This window comes from Paenibacillus sp. PAMC 26794, assembly GCF_000316035.1.
In the GTDB taxonomy this organism is placed as follows: Bacteria; Bacillota; Bacilli; order Paenibacillales; family Paenibacillaceae; genus Paenibacillus.
The window spans coordinates 1-25,469 of the sequence record NZ_ANHX01000007.1 but is presented as its reverse complement, the minus strand read 5'-3'; the positions used below and the strand labels follow the sequence as shown (position 1 = coordinate 25,469).

24 protein-coding genes and 1 pseudogene are annotated in these 25,469 nt (G+C 43.5%); 9 read left to right on the top strand and 16 right to left on the bottom strand.

Annotated elements, in window-relative coordinates; all coding sequences use genetic code 11:
• The first annotated feature begins 114 nt into the window (after window positions 1-114).
• Window positions 115-1,077, top strand: a complete 963-nt coding sequence (msrA, locus tag D829_RS0103960) for a peptide-methionine (S)-S-oxide reductase MsrA (protein WP_017687542.1) — start codon at window positions 115-117, stop codon at window positions 1,075-1,077.
• Between the two features lie 71 nt (window positions 1,078-1,148).
• Here msrA and D829_RS0103955 read toward each other — a convergent pair whose 3' ends face one another.
• The gene (locus D829_RS0103955; protein WP_017687541.1) at window positions 1,149-1,949 is read right to left on the bottom strand and encodes a lipid II flippase Amj family protein; all 801 of its coding nucleotides are present in this window, start codon (window positions 1,947-1,949) and stop codon (window positions 1,149-1,151) included.
• A gap of 201 nt (window positions 1,950-2,150) precedes the next feature.
• On the opposite strand from D829_RS0103955, the gene D829_RS0103950 reads away from it, so the two are divergent.
• A complete protein-coding gene (locus D829_RS0103950; RefSeq protein ID WP_017687540.1) occupies window positions 2,151-2,621 on the top strand; it encodes a DUF2188 domain-containing protein in 471 nt (156 codons plus the stop codon).
• A gap of 125 nt (window positions 2,622-2,746) precedes the next feature.
• Here the strand turns inward: D829_RS0103950 and D829_RS0103940 are convergent, their stop codons facing one another.
• Window positions 2,747-3,481, bottom strand: coding sequence for a YitT family protein (locus D829_RS0103940; protein WP_017687538.1), 735 nt, complete (start codon window positions 3,479-3,481; stop codon window positions 2,747-2,749).
• 949 nt (window positions 3,482-4,430) lie between these two features.
• Here D829_RS0103940 and D829_RS0103935 point away from each other — a divergent pair.
• Both D829_RS0103935 and D829_RS30370 read left to right on the top strand, forming a co-directional pair.
• The gene (locus tag D829_RS0103935; RefSeq protein ID WP_017687537.1) at window positions 4,431-5,468 is read left to right on the top strand and encodes a nucleotide-binding protein; all 1,038 of its coding nucleotides are present in this window, start codon (window positions 4,431-4,433) and stop codon (window positions 5,466-5,468) included.
• Window positions 5,465-5,698, top strand: coding sequence for a hypothetical protein (locus D829_RS30370; protein ID WP_017687536.1), 234 nt, complete (start codon window positions 5,465-5,467; stop codon window positions 5,696-5,698). Before D829_RS0103935 ends, D829_RS30370 begins: the two co-directional genes overlap by 4 nt.
• Before the next feature lie 604 nt (window positions 5,699-6,302).
• On the opposite strand, the gene D829_RS32320 is transcribed toward D829_RS30370, so the two are convergent.
• Complete coding sequence (locus D829_RS32320) at window positions 6,303-9,869, bottom strand: S-layer homology domain-containing protein (protein ID WP_017687535.1); 3,567 nt, start codon at window positions 9,867-9,869, stop codon at window positions 6,303-6,305.
• Window positions 9,870-10,311: 442 nt separating this feature from the next.
• Here D829_RS32320 and D829_RS0103915 point away from each other — a divergent pair, with 442 nt between their 5' ends.
• A complete protein-coding gene (locus D829_RS0103915; RefSeq protein WP_017687533.1) occupies window positions 10,312-10,701 on the top strand; it encodes a hypothetical protein in 390 nt (129 codons plus the stop codon).
• Window positions 10,702-10,834: 133 nt separating this feature from the next.
• On the top strand, window positions 10,835-11,791 hold the full coding sequence (gene cysK / locus D829_RS0103910) for a cysteine synthase A (protein ID WP_017687532.1): 957 nt from the start codon (window positions 10,835-10,837) through the stop codon (window positions 11,789-11,791).
• 511 nt (window positions 11,792-12,302) lie between these two features.
• Here cysK and D829_RS0103905 read toward each other — a convergent pair.
• Entirely contained in the window at window positions 12,303-14,267 is a 1,965-nt protein-coding gene (locus D829_RS0103905; protein ID WP_017687531.1) for an ATP-dependent DNA helicase, read from the bottom strand.
• Between the two features lie 624 nt (window positions 14,268-14,891).
• Here D829_RS0103905 and D829_RS0103895 point away from each other — a divergent pair.
• On the top strand, window positions 14,892-16,190 hold the full coding sequence (locus D829_RS0103895) for a right-handed parallel beta-helix repeat-containing protein (protein ID WP_081594939.1): 1,299 nt from the start codon (window positions 14,892-14,894) through the stop codon (window positions 16,188-16,190).
• A 139-nt stretch (window positions 16,191-16,329) separates the two neighbouring features.
• Here D829_RS0103895 and D829_RS0103890 read toward each other — a convergent pair whose 3' ends face one another.
• Window positions 16,330-16,611, bottom strand: coding sequence for a DUF6809 family protein (locus tag D829_RS0103890; RefSeq protein ID WP_017687528.1), 282 nt, complete (start codon window positions 16,609-16,611; stop codon window positions 16,330-16,332).
• Window positions 16,612-16,700: 89 nt separating this feature from the next.
• On the opposite strand from D829_RS0103890, the pseudogene D829_RS32795 reads away from it, so the two are divergent.
• A pseudogene (locus D829_RS32795) lies at window positions 16,701-16,847 on the top strand (IS3 family transposase); the annotation flags it as partial.
• A gap of 96 nt (window positions 16,848-16,943) precedes the next feature.
• Here the strand turns inward: D829_RS32795 and D829_RS0103885 are convergent.
• The 11 genes from D829_RS0103885 to D829_RS0103840 form a co-directional block, all read right to left on the bottom strand.
• Complete coding sequence (locus tag D829_RS0103885) at window positions 16,944-17,507, bottom strand: GNAT family protein (protein WP_017687527.1); 564 nt, start codon at window positions 17,505-17,507, stop codon at window positions 16,944-16,946.
• Between the two features lie 289 nt (window positions 17,508-17,796).
• Entirely contained in the window at window positions 17,797-18,120 is a 324-nt protein-coding gene (locus D829_RS33975) for a hypothetical protein (RefSeq protein WP_241230733.1), read from the bottom strand.
• 24 nt (window positions 18,121-18,144) lie between these two features.
• Window positions 18,145-18,399 carry a hypothetical protein gene (locus D829_RS33970; protein ID WP_241230732.1) on the bottom strand — a complete coding sequence of 85 codons (255 nt, stop codon included), beginning with the start codon at window positions 18,397-18,399 and terminating at the stop codon, window positions 18,145-18,147.
• Between the two features lie 46 nt (window positions 18,400-18,445).
• Entirely contained in the window at window positions 18,446-18,907 is a 462-nt protein-coding gene (locus D829_RS0103875) for a ParB N-terminal domain-containing protein (RefSeq protein WP_017687526.1), read from the bottom strand.
• 130 nt (window positions 18,908-19,037) lie between these two features.
• Window positions 19,038-19,571, bottom strand: a complete 534-nt coding sequence (locus D829_RS0103870; RefSeq protein WP_017687525.1) for a hypothetical protein — start codon at window positions 19,569-19,571, stop codon at window positions 19,038-19,040.
• A gap of 22 nt (window positions 19,572-19,593) precedes the next feature.
• Window positions 19,594-20,007: a hypothetical protein gene (locus D829_RS0103865; protein WP_017687524.1), complete on the bottom strand. Its 414-nt coding sequence runs from the start codon at window positions 20,005-20,007 to the stop codon at window positions 19,594-19,596.
• A 354-nt stretch (window positions 20,008-20,361) separates the two neighbouring features.
• Window positions 20,362-20,520, bottom strand: a complete 159-nt coding sequence (locus D829_RS33625) for a hypothetical protein (protein ID WP_017687523.1) — start codon at window positions 20,518-20,520, stop codon at window positions 20,362-20,364.
• A gap of 126 nt (window positions 20,521-20,646) precedes the next feature.
• Window positions 20,647-20,985, bottom strand: a complete 339-nt coding sequence (locus D829_RS0103855) for a hypothetical protein (RefSeq protein WP_017687522.1) — start codon at window positions 20,983-20,985, stop codon at window positions 20,647-20,649.
• Window positions 20,986-21,439: 454 nt separating this feature from the next.
• Entirely contained in the window at window positions 21,440-21,700 is a 261-nt protein-coding gene (locus D829_RS0103850) for a hypothetical protein (protein WP_017687521.1), read from the bottom strand.
• Window positions 21,701-22,208: 508 nt separating this feature from the next.
• Window positions 22,209-22,946 carry a DUF3800 domain-containing protein gene (locus tag D829_RS0103845; protein ID WP_017687520.1) on the bottom strand — a complete coding sequence of 246 codons (738 nt, stop codon included), beginning with the start codon at window positions 22,944-22,946 and terminating at the stop codon, window positions 22,209-22,211.
• A gap of 1 nt (window position 22,947) precedes the next feature.
• Window positions 22,948-23,376, bottom strand: a complete 429-nt coding sequence (locus tag D829_RS0103840; RefSeq protein WP_017687519.1) for a hypothetical protein — start codon at window positions 23,374-23,376, stop codon at window positions 22,948-22,950.
• Between the two features lie 1,140 nt (window positions 23,377-24,516).
• Between D829_RS0103840 and D829_RS0103825 the strand changes: the two genes are divergently transcribed.
• Entirely contained in the window at window positions 24,517-24,843 is a 327-nt protein-coding gene (locus D829_RS0103825; protein ID WP_017687516.1) for a hypothetical protein, read from the top strand.
• Window positions 24,844-25,469: the final 626 nt, after the last annotated feature.

Sequence of the window (25,469 nt, the reverse complement as noted above, 5' to 3'; positions counted from 1 at the left end):
GATATAATAGAAGAGCAAGCACAATGCTTGTGGTAACAAGTTTCAATAAAACAGTAGATTGCTGGAGCTCGAACACGAGCGCTAAATCTTCATCAGAAATGGAGTGACTATAGCATGGAACAACATTCAAGTGAGTTAGCAACTTTTGCAGGCGGATGCTTCTGGTGTATGGTATCCCCCTTTGAAGAACTGCCCGGTATTCACAAGATCGTATCGGGTTATACAGGAGGACATACCGAGAATCCAACATATGAAGAGGTCTGCTCGGAGACAACAGGACATGTAGAGGCTGTACAAATTACGTTCGACCCTGCCATCTTCCCTTATAAGAAACTGGTTGAACTGTTCTGGCAGCAGATTGACCCTACGGATACAGGCGGGCAATTCCATGACCGCGGATCTTCCTATCAGACGGCCATCTTCTATCACAGCGAAGAGCAGCGCCAGATTGCGGAAGCTTCCAAAGCGGAGCTGGGACAAAGCGGGCGTTTTGACAAACCAATCTTTACGCCGATCTTGCCAGCCAAACCGTTCTATGAAGCGGAAGAACATCACCAAGGCTACCACCGTAAGAACCCTGCCCACTACAAACGGTACAGCAAAGGTTCTGGACGCGTAGATTTCATCGAACGCAACTGGTCTGGCAACGTGGACAAAGACGGGCTGAAAGAGCGTCTGACGCCGCTTCAATATGAAGTTACGCAGAAGAGCGCGACAGAGCCTGCATTCCATAACGAATTCTGGGATCACCACGGTGACGGCATCTATGTAGATATCGTATCCGGCGAACCATTATTCAGTTCTACTGACAAATACGATTCCGGTTGCGGCTGGCCGAGCTTCACACGTCCATTGCGTGACCACAACGTGAAGGAAAAAACCGATCTCAGCCACTTCATGATTCGTACCGAAGTGAGAAGTCGTGAGGGTGATTCCCATCTGGGTCACCTGTTCAACGATGGTCCTGCCGAAGCAGGTGGAATGCGTTATTGCATCAACTCTGCGGCACTTCGTTTTGTACCCAAAGAAGACTTGCAAAAAGAAGGATACGGTGAGTACGCCGTCCTTTTCCAATAAGTTATAATACAAATACAAAAAAAGCAGTGGGATGATGATGATCCCGCTGCTCTTTTTGTTGCACATTACAATTACATCATACTTACGATCCAACCGATCCAATACGCAAATGGAATTAATAACAACTGTGCCAACAGTGTACCGAATAAACGGGATACGAGCATGCAACCATAAATCTGATTCATGCGATCCAAACGGATCTCGCCACGTAATGATCGGTCACTGAGCAGGGAAATCCGTGGATCAATCAGGATGGTTAGCAAAATAGTCGCTATTCCGTTAATTAACCCGGTCGATTGGGATGCAGCTACAGCCTGCCCTGGGTAAAGGTACGCTGCGTACAAGCTGGACAGGACACCCGTGGTGTAGATTGCGGTTACCGCTACATTCAGCATCATTAACCGTCTTGGCATCCCATGTTGTACCAATCGTTTGGCCATCTTCCAGGATGGCGGGGTGATGTAATACGTTGCATTTCTAATCTTGCTTCGCTTCAGCATACTGCGAACCATCGCAGGGATGGAACCGGCTGCTTCAAAATGTACAACCATTCTCGATGAGAGCTTCACCATGGTTGGAAAACACAATATGGCTAATGCCGTTCCTATTGTTGCCGCACCCATTAACCAGTGTAGCTGCGCCGCAAAGTGTGGATTGGCTCCACGTGTTGCAGTATCCACCAGATTACCTACCATCGGACCCTGGGCCATATTCGAGGTTCGAGAGACCAGCAGCAAGATACCTGCCAATGAAATGGCTAGCGCTATTCTGCGGGTGCGTAAACCACCAAGGCGGAGCGCGTATGACAAGCTATCTGCGGCATGAATCAGCATGGTGAACAGCATAGGGATTGCCAGGCTAAGACTAAACATATGTATGTACTCCTTTATATTCCTGTTATTGAACTTATTTCTTTCATGGACAGCATTATACTCCTCTGTCTTGCAAAAGTATAGGAACGGGATCCTTCTGGATCATCGTTAATTACACTCACGACCTCACCTGTTTATCGTTTATCCCTTCCCTCACAGGGTAATATACAACTAATCCATTATTGTACAGGAGGGGTTCATATGCCTTGGAATAAACAGGATTATCCGGTATCCATGAAGAACCTGGAACCACGTGTCAGACATAAAGCAATTGAGATTGCCAATGCCATGCTCGATGACGGGTATGAGGAAGGCCGCTCGATTGCCATAGCGACAGCTAAGGCGGAAGAATGGGATGAAAATCATCCCGCACCGGAAAGTTCGAAATCGGACTCCACATCTTCTTCCGATAATTCCAACCCTAAAAAGTCGTCCTCCACAGATCGTCGTCATTCCGAGCCCGTTTCTTCGTCCAAAAGTCATGACAACATCCATGTAGTGCCTACCGACTCTGGCTGGGCGATCAAGGAAGAAGGAAAGTCTACCTATCTGTCGACATTTGATACGAAGGCAGAAGCTGTAGATAAGGCCAAAGAACTGAGTAGCAAACAAAATATTCGAGCGATTATCCATAATCAGGATGGTCAGATTGCTTCTTCGATCAAGCCCTGAATGAATCGCAAAACAACAAAATCCCTTTTGCTGCTGAAGAGCAGTCAAAAGGGATTTTGTATGAACTTTAACTATCAAGACCTGAATATGATGCATACAGGTTATGGTTGTTCTGAAACGTATGGTTAATTGGATACCCCTCTAGCCACCGTAGTCCGTTGTGAAATAGCAGCAGCGTTAACTGCCTTGGCTGCAACCGATGGCATCGGCAATTTCACAGCCGAAGTTGTAACCACGGTTCCGCGAGCCGGAACACTGACGACGTACGTGATGACTTTACTGGCAATCCATACGGCCAGAATCGTATATAAAGTTTCTTTTACCGGAAGAAAGAAAAGCGACAATCCCAATACAAAAGCATCACTGACAAAGAAAACTGTTCCCAGCTTCCATCCCTTCCAGCGGCTAACCAGCACGGCGAGAATATCGTCTCCGCCTGTCGCTCCACCGAATCGAAGCACGATCCCAGCGCCTACCCCTGTCAATATACCGGATAGAACTGCCGGAATCCACAGATTTCCGTTAAACGACAATACCAGTGTGGAGTATCGTTCAAAGCCGTCATAGAATAGGGAAAATGCACCGACGCCAAGCAATGCCTGAATCATGAATTTCCAGCCTTTGAGGAACCAAGCCAGGATCATGACCGGAATGTCCAGTAACAACATACCGATAGCAGGTGATAAGCCTGTTGCGTATTTTCCGAGCAGGGCCAGACCAACAAATCCGCCCTCCGATAAATGATTCTGAAAGTTAATGTGATAATAAGCAAAAGCTAAAATAAATGTACCGAGTAGCATAATGGCGAATTTGATCGCCTCTGTTTTAACGTGTTGTAAGGTTAACGATGTTCTCTTCATTCAGGTTCCCTCGCAGTTTGTAGGTTGGTTTTTTAGACCGACCGTACCCTGCAAAAGGTAAGCCTGGAAGAAATCATCGTGTACGTCCTTCGAATATTCATTCCAATCCCCTCTTTCGCAGAGTCAGCCGTTTTTTTGAACCGGTTGGTGTACTCTACAAGGGGCGCTATGTGTATGAGAGATCGTAACGTTTCCAGATCGTCCTTGGGGAGATTGTCCTTCGGGAACTCATGGTATCCTGATCCTTTCTGTTCTGTTGTGGTTAGCTGTGCTCAGTTAAACTGAAAAATAACTACAATGCATAAGCTTGAACATTTAATTATACACTTACACTTGGATTACAGTACCCTCTTTCGATCGCGGTTATCCCCGGATTTTTGGAATTCCATTTTCCCTCTGGGGAAAATCCGGTGATAGCTTATGCTTCCGAAGCTGCTTTCATTCAAAAAGCTTTCAGGCGAACGCTTCGCTTCTACAGATGGGTTCTGCACTCTTCGTTCCTGTGTAAATTGTAAATCCAACTTCCAGCAGTTGCAAGTTCATTCAGTTTAAACACCAAAGCTAACTTGCTTGTTCTTCTATTATATAACACCAACGTGACCGGGTCTAAACAGCAGATCCCTCAAAAACAGGCATAAAGCAGCCTTTGGACTGCTCCAGCAGTCATACGGCAACACCAGGATAAGCAATGCTTGCTAATGGTGCAACCTGCTCCTTTATTCTATGACCAAAGCTTCCAAAAATAACTGTCAGTCACCCAACTGTGACAAATTGGGGCCTTTTTTTATTTTCTTGCGCTTTTTAAAGGAATCATTTTCCTTTCACACATACACTATAGCAAACGTAATCGGCTTATTCTTTGTCCAGTTCAGACGTTTCCAGACTTACTCTGCTGTTTATGGTATAATATAACAATTGAATCCCACTACCGTTTAAGCGAGGCGGATTGATGAAAACGTTAAAGCCAAGAGTCTTTATTGGCTGCTCGCTGGAAGCGAAGCCGATTGCAGCCGCAGTACACGAAAACTTACGTTTTTCAGCCGAAGTTACCCCTTGGTATTCCGGGGTTTTTAATCCAAGCAGCTATACCATGGACGATCTGGAAGTAGAGGTCCGTACGACTGACTTTGCCATTTTTATTTTTCATCCGGATGATATATCCAAAATTCGCGGGAAGTACTACGCGTCGGTCCGGGATAATACAATGCTGGAAATGGGTCTGTTTATGGGTCGTCTGGGACGAAAACGTATTTTTTTCATTCTTCCTGAGGATATTACAGACATTAAGGACACAACCAAGGTTGAAGGATTGCGTATGCCCACAGATCTGCTGGGGTTAAATCCACTCGTATATGAAATCCGTTCTGACGGAAAGTGGGCACCAGCCGTGTCCGTGGCATGTTCCAAAATCGCAGACAGTATTGAGGAACAAGGACGCTGGAGTGATCCAGAATTGGAGAACATCATTGAGAAGCATAAACGCACTGAAGGAGAAGCAAGGTTACAACTGCTTAAGTTGCTGCGGTTCTTTAGGGAATTGCTGCGTACCCGCAAAGCAGATGCCAAGATATTGGAGCGAATGAGCGATGCCCTGCGTACTGCCTTTGTCTCTCATCCTCCATTCGCTGTACGTGGCACAGCCATATACCGTACAGATGACAGTGGTTATATTGAGCAATTATGTGGTAATGTTGGAGAACCGGGGAGAAAGTATGACTTGTCCGCTAACGACGACAAACAACCGGATGATCCCAAGCGCATCCTGGTGATTGACTCTTACCGGGAGAATAAAATCAAGATCAATCTGTATGATGATTACCTTGAGAAAGAGTATCTGCTATGCTATCCTGTAGCCAAGAGGTATGTAATCACCGTCCACATTATTGGACATATTGAAGCGGATGAGGCGGTATTTCAGCAGATTGACCTACAGAATCGTCAACTGTTCAACGCCATCAACGATTTGTTAGGAGGCGAACCGGAATGAAACCGGAAACGAAAAAAATAAGCAAGCGCTGGGGCAGCGAAAAAAAGGTACGCCTCAGTTCTGCGCCCGAATCATCACGACCGGTTCCGGAACCCAAGGAAGAAGATCGTTTCCACAAGCCGGCCGTACCGCTAACTACCATTGGGCCCTCCCTGAAGGGCAAGGAAAGACCTTATAAGGTCATCCTTGAAAAAGAGGCGTTCTACGAAAAGCCTCAATATCTTGCTTAATTTCTAAACATATCATCAAACCTGCCGCTGAATCGGCAGTATTCCATAGGCCCCGCCGCCCAAGGCAGGGGCTTTTTTGTTGCTCATTTTCGCTAAAATACTACTGCTTCTTCTCGTTGACTTCGCATCATCGTGTTGCGGCAAGTCATTCTGAAATCCTTATTGTAATTCACTGCTTCAATTCATTGCTTGTAATTACTTCTGTAGCAGACTGCATTGCATAAAGGTTATTTGGTTTATGGCCTTAGGTTTCCTGCAAAACCCATAAATTATACCTTATTTTGGAGCAGGCTTGTCCTGATTGTTGCTTTCAGTAAATTAAAGAAGACGAAAGAAGACGAGGAATGATCGTTATAGCTTACTTCTTCCCTACTACTTGCTATTTCCAATTATAATATAAGAACATGTGTTCTGTAAATAAAAAAAGAAAAATATAGTTTTCTGAAATTCATTTTTGGAAAATATATTTTGACCTATAAGAAGTTCAATAAGAGTTGAGTAGAATTAAATTTCTTCCATAAAACAAAACAGGCAACGCATAACCTCGCGCTGCCTGTTTCATTAGTCATTATTTCGTAATTTCGTACTTATAAGCTGCGGCTGTCTAAATCAGACCAGACTGTTGAAGCAATCTGCGTATAATTACAGCTGTTTCGGCACGGGTAATCGATTGTTTCGGAGCAATGGTATCTTTTCCACGTCCTGACACCAGTCCGATGGAGATGCTGGATGCTACTGCTTCCTTCGCCCAACTTGCTACTTGCTCAGCGTCTACGTAATCAGACCATTGCTGAACGTTCCCGGCAGAAGCAACTGTTTCCATTCCAGTCACTGTCGTAGCTCGTGCAATGAGCGCCATCGCTTCCTGACGAGTAATCTGTGCCTGTGGACGGAATGTTCCATCTTCATAACCATCGATTAATCCATAGCTAGCTGCCGTATTCACAGCATCCGCGTACCATTCGTTTCCATTCACATCTTTGAAAAAGTTAACCCGTTCTCCAGGTTTTAATCCTAATCCACGTACCAGAATAGCAGCGAACTCTGCACGTGTAACTCCACGGTTCGGTCCAAAGGTTGTGTCCGTGATTCCCTCGATAACCATACGTGAACCCATATCATTCACTTCTGTCTTGGCCCAGTGTTGGACTACATCAGTGAAGCTATGAGGGTGCCAGATAACGGCATACACACTGTTGGTCAAGCTGTTAATCTGTGCATGGTATACCCCATTAACCTGTGTAATTTCTGTGGGTACATGGCGCACAGTTCCTTCTGCATCCACTACAACACCTGTGGTGATTTGGTTAGGATTAACGGTAGGTGGTAATGCAATCGTACGTGATACATAACTATTGAACTTATCCACACTAACGGATTTGCCATCGAAAGTGGCTGTTACTTTGAAATCAACTGGTGATCCCAGAAGAGTATATCCATTTTGCTGAGCTGCTGACTGTGCTGTCTGTATCACTGCTTCTGTTGGCTGTGAAATTTCGATTTGCAGTTTGATGTTCTCCAAGGAATTGTCAGAATTCACACCCAGTTGCTGCGCGAGCTTCTCAATATTAACCTGCTGTGCAGGTAACGTGTAAGAGGCAATATCCGTTTGAAGCACCAATACGGCTTGTTTGTCAGCCATGAGTTTGACTGTCTGGCCCGTCAGTTCACCAATAACCAGATCTCCTTGGCCATTACCTGTCACAGGGATCGTGACAATGGCGTTGTTCCCCTCGATTTGAAGTTTCTGTGCAATGAGAACTGCGTTCACTGTAAGGGTTACAACTTTTCGCCCGTTCACTTCAGTAGTGGCTAAGCTTCCAGCGTTCTCGGCTTTACCGTTCACTAGCACCTGAGCACCTGTAGATGGCGGAGTTACGATGGGATTAGTCACTGGTGTACCTGGACTACTTCCCCCAGAGTTGCCAGATCCTCCACCTGAGTTTCCATTACCACCCGATCCGCCTGAACTATCAGTATTGCGCTTGATGTTCAGCGTATATGTTTTCTTGCTTACTCCATCCAGTGCAGTCACTTCGATCGTAATTGTGTTCATACCACTGACTAATTGTACGACTGTACTGTTACCGCTGATACCATTAATTTTCACTACGGCTCCAGTTTGATCCGGTTTAACGCTAATTTCAGTCGTGCTAACAGAACTGCTGACTGTCGCTTCATATATCTCTTCTTCCGGGCTGAATTTCGGAGATAATGTGATCGAAGGTAGAGCTATTTCACTCAATTTGGCATTGGTGATGTCAATTCGATTGATGTTAAGTTTATAGTCGTTACTAGTGCCGTCCTCCGCCTGAACGTTAATGTTTACAAGGTTTGAGCCGTATACTAGATCCGTAACTGTGTATGTGTATATACCATCCGTGACGGTTTCATCTGTAACACCTGTTACCTGTACTACTTGTCCGTCATTTGCTTTGCCCAAGGACACGTTTAGACTTGTCACATCAGATTCCACATCTACGCGATAATCGAGTTCATCTGCAGAGAAATCAGGTGTCAACTGACCCGAACTCACTACCAGACTGGAAAGTGTTGCTGTCGATGATTTCCACTTCGCGTACAGTGTAATATTTTGCGTAAGATTCGTCGTAAAATCAAAAGTCTGTTGCAACTGGCTATCCCGATACCAGCCAGAGAACGTGTAACCTGCTTTTTGCGGAGCATCAGGAACGACTGCTGGGCTGTTATAGTTCACCTTTTGATTGTCAATCTCGGTTCCACCGTTGGATTCAAAACTAATATTTACATAAAGCGGTTGCCACTGCGCATACAACGTAGCATCACTATCATTCATGGAGAATGTATCTGCTGCGCTGTAGCTGGTTCCACTGCCGTCTGCGGATGTATTCCATCCGATGAACTGATAATCTTCTTTCTCAAGCACTCCCGAGTTATCTAGCACTGTCACCGTTGCATATTTTTCATATTTCTGATTATCTACCGGAACACTACCCGTAGTTGCACCATTGGCATTGTAAGTCACTGAATGTTCCGTAGAGAGTGTCATGACAGTCATTTTATTCCCTTTGGTGTTGTCTGCATAAGCAACATAAGGCATTCCGTTCGGACCAAAAGCAAGCGAAGATTCATTGATTTGACCTGCAGAATATGGCTTTCCTCCGACAACAGTCCATTGATTTCCATCCAGCTTCATCATTACACCTTGTGGTTCCATGCTAAAATTAACAAGATTTTTAAAAGCCGTGTAAGGCACCCCTTCCTGATCGAAGGCCAGAGACATACTATTTAACGTTCCTGATGAGAATCCAGCATTACCTACCACTTTCCACTGGCTGCCATTAAGTTTCATTACAGTTGCTTTATAACTATTGGAGCCGTCTTGAAATGCAACATAAGGTACATTGTTCGGACCAAACGCTAGGGACGGATAAGATGCTGCATCTGTTGTGAATGACGCATTCCCTACATTTTTCCATGAACCACCTGCATACTGCATTACAGTCAATTTATTATTGGTTGAATCTTTAAAAGCAAAATGAAGAATGCCATTAGCATCAAAAATCAGTTTGGACATCTCTAGTGCAACACCTGTCGTAAAACCGGCAGTTCCAACTGTCTCCCACTGGTTTCCATTCAATCTTTTAACCGTCACTTTAGTATTGGCAGCGTGATCCCGGTAACCAATATAGAGCGTATCATTAGGGCTAAATGCAAGCGTGACGTACACCGCAGCTCCAGCCGTAAAACCAGCACTGCCCACAACTTCCCAATGACTTCCGTTGAATTTCATAACAGTAGCTTTGCTGTCATTATCAACATCTTGGTAGGCTACATATGGAGTATTCTGAGAGTCAAATGCGAGCGATAAAGTCTCAGCTTGTCCCGTTGTAAATCCGAGCAGCCCAACAGGTTGCCATTCCCCGGAAATTAGCTTCATCACGGTCGCTTTATTACCATTAACGTTATCCTTATATACGATGTAAGCCGTACCTAGGCGATCGAAAACTAACGAAATTTTTTCTACCTGTCCACCCGTGAATCCAACTCCACCCACATCTACCCATGTTCCACTTGACGCATAAGCACGATCTACACCTAACGCCTGAAATCCTGGAATTCCCCCAAACATTAATGCAGCTACAATCAGCATCGTTATCACTTTTTTAAACCTCAGTAACCTTTTATTCATCACTATCGCCCTTCCATTCATCATATAAAATCCTTGTCCCTCGCGACTTCATCTCCGTCTCAACCTTACAAATCTACTTCAGAGCTACTCAACTGCTATGCTCGTATATCCATCAGACGTACTTCATTGGAATATGTATTCTTGAATGTTAGAACTCCTTTCGATGTGGTTTCAAATTTTACAGATATTATAACGAGTTACTATAAACAAACTCTAAACACTGTGCGTAAATTCTCCTTTCATGTTCTGCATTTCGACAATATGGAATTGCGTATATTCCTTATCCCATAAGAGTTTTCAAGTGATTCAAGCTGCCTTTAAGAGAGAATGTAAATATTTTCAGGTTGAAACCTGCATGGCTCAGGATTATGCTGACTATAATATAAACAGGAACATTTGTTCCTAAATAGAACGATATATTTATGGCTAAGGAAGTGAACATATGGCCTCCTCTTCCACTTCAGCCCCAACTCCTGCGGATGAAGATCATCGTCTGATCAAAGGGATGGTTGTGCTTACGCTTTTGCTGGATGTACTGGAACGGGATATTCGAACTCTGGATACGCTGCTTCTGAAAATGCCCGAGGTCTATATCCTGTCGCTCACCCGCATTCAGAATGAAGTACTTAAGGAGATGCTGGGACTGCGCAAACAGATGAGAACCCGTGGAGTAAAAGTTCTGGAGGAAACGCGGGGAAAGGATGGCATTGAGACCGTTTATTTGTGCAGGGGATACATGCAACGGTTCTATATGCTCTGGACATTTGCACGCAATGAGGTCAAAAAAGAGCTGAGTCGCCATCTGCAGATGGATCTGACACAACAGGTTTGACAATTGAACGGGTTGACCATCGCTAGCTGTGTTCATTAAGATGGAATAGAGATATCCAACCATTCCAATAAGGCATGATATGATTTCAACCGGATATACTCTCAACGTCTTATCAATCAAGGAGCTGTACTTCATGGATTTGAATACACATTCGATTAAACGAACACCCGCACATACAGGCATTGTCGCAGATGTAACCGAACTGATCGGCCAGACACCTGCCGTTAAACTGAACCGACTCACAGGCAGCGACTCCGCTGATGTATACGTGAAACTGGAATACTTCAACCCAAGTGGCAGCGTCAAAGACCGTGCCGCCTACAACCTGATCGTTCAGGCTGAACTTGCGGGACACTTACTTCCCGGCGCAACCATTATCGAACCAACCAGTGGCAATACCGGGATTGGTCTTGCGATGAATGCCGCCGCCAAAGGATATAAAGCCATTCTGATCATGCCGGACAATATGTCCAAGGAACGCATCAACATTCTGAAAGCCTACGGCGCAGATGTGGTGCTCACCCCTGCTGCGGAGCGGATGCCTGGTGCAATTCGCAAAGCGAAAGAACTTCAGGCAGACATTCCGGGAAGTTTCATTCCGCAGCAGTTCGAGAATCAGGCAAACCCAGATATTCACCGGATTACGACAGCTCCCGAGATTATGCAGCAGATGGATGGCAAGCTGGATGCCTTCATCGCTACGGCGGGAACTGGCGGAACCATTACCGGGACGGGAGAAGAACTGCGCAAGCAGTTGCCTGATATCCGCATCTATGCGGTGGAGCCCATAGGTTCTCCGGTGTTGTCCGGTGGCGAGCCCGGACCACACAAGCTCGTCGGTACAAGTCCGGGGTTCATTCCGGACATCCTGAATACCGACGTGTGGGATGCCATCATCCAGGTGTCCGATGAGGACGCACTGGATACGATGCGGCAGCTTGCTGCCCGGGAAGGGCTGTTGCTCGGCCCTTCCTCTGGCGCTTCGGTGTGGGCCTCCCTTCGCATCGCGAAGGAACTGGGGCCGGGGCACCGGGTGCTCTGCATTGCGCCGGATACCGGGGAACGGTATCTGAGCATGGGTATTTTTTAACACAGCTAAAATCTGTACACATCAAAAAGAGGCTTCCATGTCCCATAAGTCATGAGCATGACAAAGGCTCTTCTTTATTAGCATTCATGTAGTGCTCATGTAGTGTTCATTTAGCATTCATTTGTTCTAAAGAACCTGACACACGTTATTCGCTCCTATTTGCGCATGTTTGACTTGTAACGAATCACAGCGACGTTATTTCTCCAAATTCGGTCGATTTCCAGGTTAAAAAGCATTTTAGGACGGGATAACGTTACTGAGATTCGTTAGACTTTACATCACTTCATTATCACCCTAATAAGGTGCGGTAGGTTCGTTAGAATTTTGGAGCGATTGGGAGCGAGGGAAAATTCTTCGAAAAAACGGGAAGAGAAGTCCATTGGAGGAACCATCAAAATAAACAAATAAGCTCTTGCTCACATACGGATGGTGAATCCGCAGAGAACAAGAACTTATTTTGGCAAGAAACCTTATCATCAAAAACAAAGCAAGAACATTTAACGTAAGCTGGTTAGTGTGTCAGGGTTGTCCATTCCACACCTTCGGGAAGCAGGGCCGCAATGCGGTCTTTGGCTTCCTTTTTGGTATACAGCGATTCATCGAGAATGACCGCAGAACCGGAGTCCGTGCTTGTCCGAATCAGACGTCCGAGACCTTGCTTCACACGCAAGAGCATATACGGAAGATCGATCTCTTCGTATGGTGCTGCCGACGCACTGCGTTTCGCATTAAAGACAGGGTCCTGTGGTGGATACGGAAGCGACCAGATCATGACATTGGATAATGACGGGCCTGGAACGTCCAGTCCTTCCCACAGATTAACGGAGCACAGCACACTTTCCTCATCCTGCTGGAACGCCGCGATCAGATCACTGATCTCCCGGTCGCCCTCATACATAAAGCGCAAACCTTCTGCTTCAGGTACATGAACAATGTCCTGCTTGAACGCGCGTAGTTCTTCCATCGTACGGAACAGAATCAGCGCACGTCCTCCACTCTCCTGTAGCAACGACACCGCATCACGCAAGCGATTTTCGTTCTCCGGGTGACCCGGTATAGCTTCATTGGTAATTTTCATCTTCATTTTGTCCGCATAATCATACGGGGAAGCCACCGAGAACGATACAAAATCTTCAATGCCCAAGCTGTCCGCCACATAACGGAATGAACTGTCCACAGATAACGTGGCGGAGGAGAATACAATTGGAATACCTGTGTTGAACACACGCTCGTTCAGCATTTCCTTCACGGTGCGCGGCATGATCGATAAGGTCGTCTCATCCTCGCTCTCTTCCGCCCAACAGATGTAACCATCTTCCTTGCGGAACAAGGCAAGCGCAGACTGAATCATATCGAGATGTTCTTCCACGACACGCATCTGGTAACCGTCCAGCGAGAACAATCCGCTCTCAAATACCAATTCCTCACCAATCGCATCCAGCACACTGGTCAAGCGCTCAATCTCACGTAGCAGTGGCGCCTCTACCCGAACTTCTTTCCGTTCCGATCCAGGGATCGCCACCGTATACGTATCCAGCAACGCAAACAGTCGCTCACTGCTCTCAATCGCTTCATCCACACACTCCGCGAGGGATTCACGAATCTCTCCTTCTAACAGGCGAGTGACGAGTTCCTCAAAGATACGGTGTTTCAGCTTGTAGCTCAGTGCGTTCAGGGCTGCTTCTTCCAGCAAATGGCCTTCATCAAATACAACTGAGCTGTGGTCAGGCAGCAGTGGCAATTGTCCCTCGCGTTTGCGCGCATCATAGGTCCACACATGCTCCATGTAGTAATCATGGGAACAGATGATGATGTCTTTGGAACGACGGTAATGGTCACGCGATAGCGTCAGGCCACAGCGTTGTCTTTTGGGACAAACAAAGCAATCCTGGAACGGGTCCCAGTTAATTTTGTTCCACTGACGATCATTGAGATGTGGATACTGTTTGCGATCACCATACGGATGGAAAGCCTGAAGTGTACCCGGCGTATTCACAAAATCCGGCAGGCTCTCATGCACCTCTTCGATCACCTGCGCGTCCTCGTCCGCGGATCGCATCGCACTTAATTTGTTCAGACAGAGGTATTGGTCCGGCGACTTGCCCAGACGTGCGTCCACTTCCAAGTCCAGATGTGCAGCCAGCTTCGCAATATCTCCACCGGGCTTCACAAGCTGTTCAATCAAGGACTCATCGGCACAGGCGATCACCGCCGGTTTGCCCGTATAACGTGCATAACAGACCGCGTAGAGCAGATAGACTAACGTCTTGCCTGTTCCGACACCGGCCTCCGCCATAATGGTCTTTTTATCTCCATAGGCCCGTTCGAGCTGGTACGCCATAAAAATCTGTTCATCCCGTACCTCGAAGCCGAACTCTGGCAAAATATCGTAAAAAACATCGGCAACCCATTCCCCGAGACGGGATACAAAAGGTTCAGCCGGATCATATGCAAAAGGATAACGTTGTGTTGACAATCCTAGGTCAGCCTCCATTCTTAGACAAAGCGGTCCAATTTCAATTTTCCGTTCCAAAAAGGCCGCTGGACAAAAGTTAATTATCTCACGTCATGACCTGAATGACAACATTTTTTTGACACGATAGATGAAGGACGTATTTTTACAGTCACCAATGTCCTTTTCCCCATCGTCATCGGTTGATACCGAGGTTGATTTTGGTGGATTAAGGGTGTGTTTGGGTGTCATCTATGGACAAAACAAAGCCTTTGTACATTCATTTGGGAGGATGGACTGTTAAATGAGGGCGATGAACCAATGGCAGGATTATGTGCCACCTGTGTAATGCATGGCGTTAGAACCGGAGAAGCCTGCCACACCAGCTTGTGCACCAATCTGAGCAAATGATTATTGATGATAACTCTTACAACATTTACCATAAATCTGTGCTGTACAGATGGGTTCCATCCAACCGCAATGACGCATCCCATTGATTCACCTGTCCGGCATACAGCAACAACAGCTCACGCATCCTATTTCCCATTAACCAAGGAGGTCTACGTAATGAAGTTATTCCCATCCACATCAACTCATGTATCTGCACGATCTGCCCGTTCTCTGAAGGACCGCTCCCTCAAATCCAAAATGGCCCATATCTGTCTGAGTGCCGCGTTCCCTCTATTATTGATTGGTGGTGGGTCGGTTAGTGCGGCGGAACTGATCGAGAGTAGCTTGCAAAATAATCCATCAGAAGCCGCTGCTGCCTCAAGTATGACACTTGCTGCGGGTGATCTCTATGTTGCCCCTAACGGCTCAGCCAGCAATCCGGGCACCCTCAACAGTCCAACGTCACTGGCTAACGCATTGACCCAGATCGCACCAGGCAAAACGATCTATCTACGCGGCGGTAACTATAACTTCTCCCAGACCATTACCATTGAACGTGGAAACAGCGGCACATCGAGCCAACGTAAAAACCTGGTGGCGTATGGATCGGAAAAACCGGTCTTGGATTTCTCAGCCCAAACCTTCGCTTCCACCAATCGTGGACTGCAAATGTTCGGTGACTACTGGTTCGTCAAAGGGCTTGAGGTAAAGGGGGCGGGCGACAACGGCATCTTCATCGGAGGCAGTTACAACCGCCTGGAGCAGATCGAGGCTCATCACAACCGGGATACGGGTATTCAAATGGGACGTTATGCTTCCACAGCCGCCAAGAGTGAATGGCCTGCATATAATGAAGTCATTCGTTCGTACTCCCACAACAACTATGACCCGGATGACGGCGAGGATGCAGACGGTTTTGCAGCCAAACTGACCGTTGGCCCGGGCAATGTCTTCGACGGTTGTATTGCGGCCTATAACGTGGACGATGGCTGGGATCTGTATAGCAAAACGGACACAGGCGCCATTGGTGCGGTCACGATCCGCAACAGCATCGCCTACGGTAACGGGGCAACATCAGACGGTACCTCCACCTCCAACAGCGATGGCAACGGCTTCAAGCTGGGCGGCGAGAAAATTGCGGTGAATCATATCGTAGAGAACAGCATCGCGTTTAATAATAAAAAGCACGGCTTCACCTACAACAGCAATCCTGGTTCGATCCAAATGAAAAATAACACCTCCTGGAACAATGGGCAAAGCAACTTTGCCTTTGATGTAGGCACTCACATCTTCACCAACAACCTGTCCTTCCAAGGCGGCGCCAGTGACAAAACAAGTGGAACCGACGTCAGCAGCACCAACGTCTGGTGGAAGAACAAAAAAAGCGAGAACGCCAAAGGCCTGCTCGCCAGCGCAGCCGACTTTGTCTCCCTCGTGCCTTCGGTAACACGTAGCGCGGACGGAACGCCTGTCCTGGGCAATTTCCTCAAGCTTGCGGGTGGTAGTGATCTGATTGGCTCGGGTACGCCAGCGGGTAAGAATATTGGGGCACGGTAGGTATGTGAGTAAATAAGATAAAAGAATAATTTAAAAGCAAGTCCCCTCCCCCAATGCCAGCCTAATCGGTGGTAATGGAGGAGGGGACTTTTGAATTGCTGTGTATTGTCTGCCGCTGGCTTATGAAGTAGGTAAATACTCACGGTTTGACTAGAAGCTCAATCATTAGTCTGCCGCCTGTGCGAAAACCTTGCTCAAACGCTGCTTCCACATACATAGATGTGGATTGTCCAATTAAGTCTATCAGTTGCTCCAAAGCATCGTATTCGTTCTTGGTAAGCTGTGTTTTGTAGTCCTGCATCAGGTCCGATATCTGGCGATTGATCTCTTGATATCCGGCTTGTTCAGGATGAATCGACTCGTCCAACCGCAGGTTTCCGTGAAACAAATCTTCGATCAGGTTTGACATATTATCCTTCATGGTATGGTCACCTCAGGGAGATTGTAACTCAAGGGATGAGGTGAGATGGGAATTTAGCGGAAAATCCGCTAGTTTTTTATTGAGTCGAAATTAAAGTAAAGGAATTTGAAAATATCTCACATTCTAAACAAGAGCTATCCAAATACATTGATTATTACAACAACAAACGCATTAAGACAAAACTAAAAGACAAGAGTCCGGTATGGTACCGGATTCTTGCCCAACAAGTTTCCTAAAGATATAATCTGTATAACTTTACGGGGCATTTCATTGATAGGTCGTTTTTAGTGAGCTATCGTTTCATGATATGACGAAACTGTACAAAGAATCTGCTATATCTTCCCTAACGTGTGAATTTCATCGAATTCTTTATTAGTTAGACCATAGATATATTCGTCATAGTGCCGTCCTTTTGTAAAAATCATGTTTCTTATTCTTCCCTCTTGAATGAAGCCTAGATTTTCATGCAATGCTACAGAACCCTCATTAAATGCATACACATGAGCGTTCACCTTCACATATCCTAATTCCTCAAAGTAGTACTTAAGTATAGTTTTAATAGCATCAGATGCATAACCTTTGCGCCAATGCTCACGGAATATCGAAACTCCATATTTAAATGTACCCCATCGAAGATTACAACTGTTTGTAGAAATGCTCCCGATAAGTGTTCCATCAAGCGTTTCTATAGCCAAAAAAACGTTGTCGCCATGAGAAGTGTTTTTGGATTGATGCTCTGCCCAACTGATTGTACCTTCTTCTGACCTTGGAAATTGTAACTCGTCACATAATCTTGCATTCTCCGAATCTTGATCATTGAAATGAAACTTTTCCCCGTCTGTTGGTGATACCGGACGCAATCTAACTTTCATTCCAGCCCAAATGTAATTACTCATATACTGATCCTCCTCAATTTTCATCCTGATTTCTTCTTACATTATTAATAGAAAGAAGAAGGTGGAGATCTTGCTCGAGGACCAAAAATTAATGCGACTACATAGTTCTCATTCCTTTCAGATATTTGGTAAATTATAACACAAGTTTAAATGCATGTTAATAGTTTTCATCAGTCGATCTATATAACTTTTCCTTCTCTCTAAAAGATCAATCTAACTAAAATGGGTTCGCCGCTTCGCAAAACTTCGAATGAATCTCCATCGTCCTGGAAAACAGGAATCTTCCCTTTTATATTTTGGGTACGGTTTGTGCAAAGGCATGATCTTTGGCAACATCTTCTTGTTCAACGGCATCAGGTACTTGTGCTTCCCCTCTGTCCGGTACAATTCGGCATTGGCATCCAAGGATCCAATCGATGCGTTGACCACTGGTACCGCACTTACTGTGAATCGATTTGGGATGTGTCTTCTTGCCCCGTATGATGAAATAATGCTCCCCGTCCGTCTTTCCCTCATAGATCCAGTTCGTCGCCTGATAGATCCCACCGTGATGCTTTTGCTCAAAGTCGGCATAACTGACGATCAACTCCACATTGGGGGATTGCTCCTTCAAGAACCGGATCGCTTTGGCAAGGATCTACGATACAAATGATTGATGCATGGTTAAGGCAACCCGTGTCAACTCACAGCATTCACGCTGCGTCAGGCCATATGGAGAACCGATATTCTGAGTCGCTCCACGGCTGAATATAACAACACCGACGAACTGGCCACCCTCCCATGCTCCCACCTTCACCGACTTTCCAGCAGGTAAGCTTCGGCTATAGTGGAAGTTCTCGCAAGCAAACTTTGCGGCTGCATACGTCGCCCAATCCACCTTTAAATCAATCATGCTCAAATCCCTCCCCACAGTGTGGACAAGTCACAAGCTTTGAGCTCTATACCCCCAAATCGCCTTGGTCTTCGAAAGTACCTGCTTCAAAGTTCGGGATCTCAATATCATCAAGCATCTGTTTCAGGTCCACATCGTCAAACCCGGACAAGGAAATGTCCACTCCTTCCTGCTGCAGCTCAACAAGCAACTGCGATAGGGCATCTTCATTCCAATCACCTGATACCTTATTTAAAGCAATATTCAGGAGCCGTTCCTGCTGATCGTCGAGATCCACAACCGAAACCTGCAGCTCAGTGTGGCCAAGCTCATTGACCATGATCTTATAACGTTGATGGCCACCGACCATATGCCCTGTGCGTTCATTCCAGACAATCGGTTCAACATAGCCGAATTCCTCTATGCTCCGGCGAAGCTTCTCGTATTCAAGATCCCCAGGCTGAAGGTCAACACGGGGGTTGTAGGCTGCTGCATTAATCTGATCGATTGGCACGATTCTGATGTTCATGTTCTCTACCTCCACTTTAAACAATGTTATCAATAAAATTTTAGTTTCTTTCTCCTTTTAGCATGGCTTGCAATATCTTGTACAACAGAAAACCCAACACCAGATGGTGTTGGGTTTTAATTGTTAATATTTATTGAGCTGGTTGAAGTTTGACTTCATCAACAAACCAAGATTTATCAAACTTAGCTTTCATATTGAGAGTTATGAAATTCCCATTTGCTTTCTCCCAATAAACTATGGCTTGCTCCTTATCGGGACTCAAAAGGACAGCAGACATATAATCTCCTTGTTCAAGATTTTCTTGTCTTTCTTTACCATAAAATGCTTCTAAGAAAGAAGATTTTTCTTGATCAGAGAAAGATGATAATAATTCATCAAGATTAGTGATATCTCCGAAAGTCCAATTAGACAAATCATTATTAACGCTGCCACGCATACTATTTAGTGCAGATGTATTAGCATTTGTATTTCTTTCTAGTACTTCCTTACCTTTAGCCCAAGACTGATTTAACCGATTTTCGACTTGTTTGGCTTGGACCTGATGTTCAGATTCTACAGTAGGAAAAAGCTCAGATATAGTCCCACTAGCATAAGCACTTGCCCCAGCGACCAGCATAAAGGAAGCAATCCCCAAGGTAATAACTTTTTTATTTATTTTTTTCATCGTTAATTCTCCTTATTAAAATTTAATTTTTATAATAAGTCGTTGATCCAGCGTCTGACCAATCTCCACCAGTTAATGTGTATCCCGTAACTCGTCCGGACCATGTCATAGTGTACAATCCTGATGCACTATGGGTATTGCTTGTAATCAATGCTGTAGCAGATCGGCTAAGATACCAATTTCCGCTGTATCCTTGCTTTGATCCCAAATAAGTACCGTCCCTGTATAATTCCATATAAGCACTTATAGATGAAACAAAATTATGCCCTCCGTTTACATAAAGTCCACCTTCTAAATAACCATTCCATACCTCCATATCTGCGCTTGCGCTTGCACCAAATCCTGCTGCAGATGCTGGTGCTACAGAAGTTAACATACATGTACTCGCAAGAGCAAGAGCTCCGAATACCTTAAATAATTTTTTTCTGATTATCACTATTTATTCCTCCCCAAACACTTTTATGTAACATATTGTAATCATATAGAATATTTTAGGTTATTGATATAGTTCTTAAGTAATAAATCCTTCTTTATGGAATTTAATTCACTTATTTAACAAAACATATCTTTTATACTATTTAATTTACGATTTTAATTTTTTTTGTGTTGAGTTGGTTTCAACGTTTGGGTGATCATCATATGCATGCGTAGGCTCACTCAGTTGCTGTTCTCCGCTCTTCAATGGACTGATCCCTGCAAACGGACGTTCTCATGTTAAGAAGCTCAGAACGACTCACATTCCGTCATATGAATGCAAAAGAAAAAGCACCACAATGGGTGCAATTCTTAACTATCCTTCATACCAAATAACTGCCACATGACTATTTGATTCTCTGTGGTACTGAATAGACTTGATATCAGCCATTAAGTGTGCGTGAAGCCATTGATTAACCAACTTCTCAAGTGAGTCGATATTTGAATTGTGAATAATTTTGACGCTATTTTTCATCAGCTTACACCTCCTCTAACACTATTAAAACGTGCTAGAGATAATATACGACCTTGGAACATTTTGGTCGCAAACTATTTTTATTCATTCGAGATAAAGAAAAAGCACCCCGAAGGATGCTTACTTTTAATTAACTTTAGGACTGGGATCGTACAGTCCTTCAACTACGAATTCAAAACCGAAATCTGACTTCAACTCTTCCAACGAATAGATGTCGCCTGGAACTTTACCTTCATTAAGGTTTTTGATCTTTGCCTTAAGAATATTTGTAGCTTCATGAGTGAGTACCTCGTGCTGATGTTCTCGGTAATAATCATCAGTCAAAATACGGTTACTCGAAAGTTTAACAACTGCATTCACAAGCACAACCTTGCTATTTTGATTATCAACGTACAAAATATCGTAATAATTTCCAAGCTCGTCTTTAATCAAATCTCTAACAGGTAATAAACGCGGTGTATTCATGCTAGTTTCCCCCTCTCTCTAAGATGACTTCCAGGTATATTTTACCTCTTTTGGACAAATGGGTCTACTACAGAACTGTTTAACCCCGTCGAAGCGCCCCCATACACAACCTTTGCACTTCTCTGGCTGCTTGTTCGGGCGAATGCGTATCTTCTTCCGTCTTCTGCTGATCACTTCAATTCCTCCAATAAAAAAAGCCGATCCAATGAAGGAACGACTTTAATGTGTTATGTGTTATGTATGAAGTTGGTGTTACGTCCTAAAAGCATGCGCCCGAAACGGTCGCCGCAAAAACGCTGCGCTCTTTGCTTTAAATGCATACGTGCTTTGTAACTGTAGAGGAAGAACAAGACCATTTTACTTATCATTCCAAACAGTAGTCAACTTCAAAACTTAAACTCATTGCCCTAATTCTTAACGTTTTCTACCCCATCCTCTGTTTTACTCATTAATTTCAGTAAGAAGGGAAAACAAATAACTGAGCAACTGCAAGAAGTGCAAATCCTATAATCAAAAGTTTAAATCCGCGTTGTGAGAACTTCTGACGATTACTAAAATCTTTGAACATTTCTCCTGCTTCTTCCCTGGTATGTGGAAATGAATAATTATTCTCTAATCCAATTGTATCTCTCGGCGCTCCCCTATAGGCATACCAGGAACCTATTACAGAAATCAATATTCCAACCATATTAATTATCCAACTCACTAGTGTCATGTGACCATCTCCTTTGTTTTAAATATATCTCAAACTAGAAGAAGGTCAAATAGAAAAAGCGAAAAGAGGAACGCCCCGGTCATATGCCGCATTGTGCAGCCGTACGTTTCATTTGCGCTTTTTCTATGCTCCTAATGTATCACGGAAAAATCGTCATGTGTGGTACAATATAAGTCCATAATACATTCAGTTAACGGTCAGATTTCGAACTCAAAAAAAGGGGAATTTCAGAAATGAAATATACAGTTATAACATAAAAAAGGTGCCCCAGTTGAGGCACCTCGTCTTGAAAAAAGAGCTTTCGCAGTTTCTTCAAGTTTTGATACATAAGAGAGTTTTCACAGTCTTTTGTATCATACAGTAATAGTATTTGTTGACTTGCTTAAAATATACATGTCTTTTAGTGTAAGAAGAGCTTTCGCAGTTCTTATATAGAACGGGTGTGATGAAGGTTTTCACAATCACCACCTAAATAGTATATCTCTCTTCTTTGAGAAAATCAACGAATTTATGGAACAACTTTTAAACCGAACCTTTCCTTCTTGTCACAACCCCCATCGTATGCTAGTTTCTCGATAACGTTAATAAAACCAAAAGTCCTTTGCTGTTTCCCCTTTAGCTTTCTATTCCATGAATTTGGTAGAAGATCTGCCAACTGAAGACCGATAACATTATCCGGCTTTATGCTGAAGCTAATAGTACTCAACCTTTTTTGTAGAATTTTATTACTGTAAAAGAGAGTGCCTTGGGCCATAAGATAATGGAAATGATGTTGAAGTTGCTGATCTTTTTGCTCAGGGTTTGAATCAGTTGATTCTAAATAGATAGCCCCCTTACCGTCATTCTGCTCAAGAAAGTGAACAAAGTTTTCTATAATCATTTGTAGAGCTATGAAATACTTATCTCTTCCGTTTTTATAAAGTTCTCCACAGTTATTCTCGTGGATACTTATTGCAAAGATAGGAAGCTGCAACTCTTCAAAAGTTTTCGAGATATCTTTCCAAAACTCTTCTCGCTTATCCTTATTCTGAAAAACACTAAATGGAGTTCCAGATTTTCGATCATGTATTTCTTTTTCATGGATAATAACTTTATCGTCACCAAAGTATTTCATTTTCAATTTATTCACATGTGGTATTACATTTTTTTCATATTCTTCTTCGGCAATAACAATGCCCATTAAGCTGAAATGATCAAAATGTCCACCTGTATGAATCTCATCTAAGTAAAGCGTAAATCTCCTCACTCTATATGTCCCCCTCTAGCTTCTGTATAAAGTTAATTTCCTTACGTTTCAAGTCACAAGAAGCTAACTGAACATTTAAGTTGTATTTCTTTATCAACTCTTGAGCTTTTGAAATGTGTTCGTTCAAACCAATTGAAAGAGAGAGCGGGATGACTAAGATCGTTTTATACGCAGATTTCTTGCTGAATACACGCAATTTATCTAACGATGACCTATCTTGAAAAGTGTCTTTTGTTTGTACTTCATATATAATTGTTTCATGTTGATTAAAAGCAAATATATCAGGAACCACTCCTTCAACAGCCAATGGTTTACCATATGCCCAATTAATATGGTCTGCTAACACTGAGTATCCGCTATGAAGAAGTCTTTCCGAAATTAATTGAATAGTGTCATCATGCTGTTGATTTTGAGGAAAGTTCGTTCCCATATGTTCCACTCCTTCTATGTGACAAATGGAACCATTTGCCTATGAGAATATAATATAAAAGTTATCAACAACTTTCAATCAGAACAAATGTTCTAATTGTTAATAACTTTTATAGTTATTTTCATTAGCTTCTCAAATAAAAAGACACACCTGCTAAAAAAAAGCTGGAGGTGTGTCTTTTTATTTTATATTTCATCTTTTTCAAAAAAACCATTAGTTTAAGGGTATTGGCCATGCTTTCTGTGCCCTCTACAAGCTTTCGACGAATTGTACTATCACTGAGGCTACGTAGGAAATACAACAAGGTTTCTTTGTAAGAATAACCTTTAATATACCTGTAATCAATCGCCTTGCGGGCATTCTCGTCTTTGATTAAACTCTGAGCTCTTTCCAACTGGTGTGTACAGAAGTCATATCTTTTGTACACCCAACGCTGTTTCTCTATAAGAATCGTAGCGTTTGTCGTCTTGCCCGTAGCAGATCTTTTTTATTGAAGATACAAGTTAATTTATAATCGCCCTCCCTCTTAATGTGATTTCAAAGTTTCTTGTTATCTTTTTATTGATACACCGCCTATTGTTGGAAGCATAATAGACTGAGGGGTTCCCATCAAATATTCACCGAATGTGAGAACATATGCGTCAGCTCGGTCAGGTGATTTTAATCCAAGCTTCTTCATCTCCTACTTACTTCAAGAAGTATCTTGCCTTTGCTCGTCATTGACCATTTTCTTGTAGTCAATTGGGAAAGATGTACATCATCGTCAGGCAACTGCAGTATAGAAGGGACGCTGTTCACAAAATTGCTCATACTCTGTTCCAATTGTCCTTTGATGGATGCCCACATTTCTGCACCCAAATTTCCGTAATGCTCATCCAACGAAGATAACCATTGTTTATAGCGACGTCTTTATATGGAAGTCCTTCTTCTGCTATGAATTTATTCAACCCATCTGTCATACCCCAACTCACCGGTATCATGTATCCTTATCCCCGTATAAACAACTTCCGGATACTGTAGAAGTAATACTTTTATCAGAATAAATACCATTCTATGAAATTGTTAAATATGTTACATATTTACATGTAAATATATTATATAATTGTAATGTAATCCAAAATAAATGAGGAGATAAAAAAAATGAAGAAAAAAATCTTATTAGCCGCTATTGCCGCATTCTGCACTTTACCCTTGTCAGCCTTTGCTTTAGAGACTGGAAACTCAGTGTCGACTAATTCTCTGCATCCTAAAATCGAGATCCAAGGATTACTCCAAAGAGAAGTGGAAGTTTTTCTCAAATTCCCAACTTCTAGTTATACAAAAGATATGGTTCCACTTAGAGCTACTTATTATGAAGGCGATTATGGTGGTGTTCTTACTAGATCTAGTACTGTTATAAAAGTAAATTATCCCGATGGGTCATACTGGGAGGCACAGTACAAAGGAACAATCTATAAGGAAATGTAAATTTAACAAGATCAGCAAGGGCGAGGATGTGAAAAATCCCCGCCCTCTCTTTAGGTTAGTAAGAAGACAGCTTTTCTACCAATCTCTGTTTTATAGTTATAGCGCCCTACTCAAGAATCCAAAGAACTTTATCTTCTTAATGACAATCCAGCTATGGTCGAAAGCATTATAGACTAAGGGACTTCTGTTAAATATTCGCCAAAAGTCAGAACATACGCGTCAGCTCTATCTGGTGACTTGAGACCGCGTTTTTCATGTCCTTCTTGCTTTCAAGAAGTATTTTCCCTTTACTGGTCATTGACCATTTCCTTGTAGTGAATTGGGAAGTCAGTACATCATCATCGGGTAATTGTAAAACCGCAGATTCGTCGTTCATATAATTGCTCATGTTTTGTTCCAGAAGCCCCTTAATATAAGCCCACATTCCAGCGTCCAAGTTTCCATAATGTTCATCCAATAATTGCTCAAATTTACCAGGACTTCAAATACCCATTAATCGCCCATAATGTTAAATAACGAAACAGGAATGTTATACTTGCTTTACAAAAACTTAATTGCTTTAAATTCAATATTTTTAATATATGACGGATTGTAATATGAAGTGCGACACCTACTGGAAATAAATA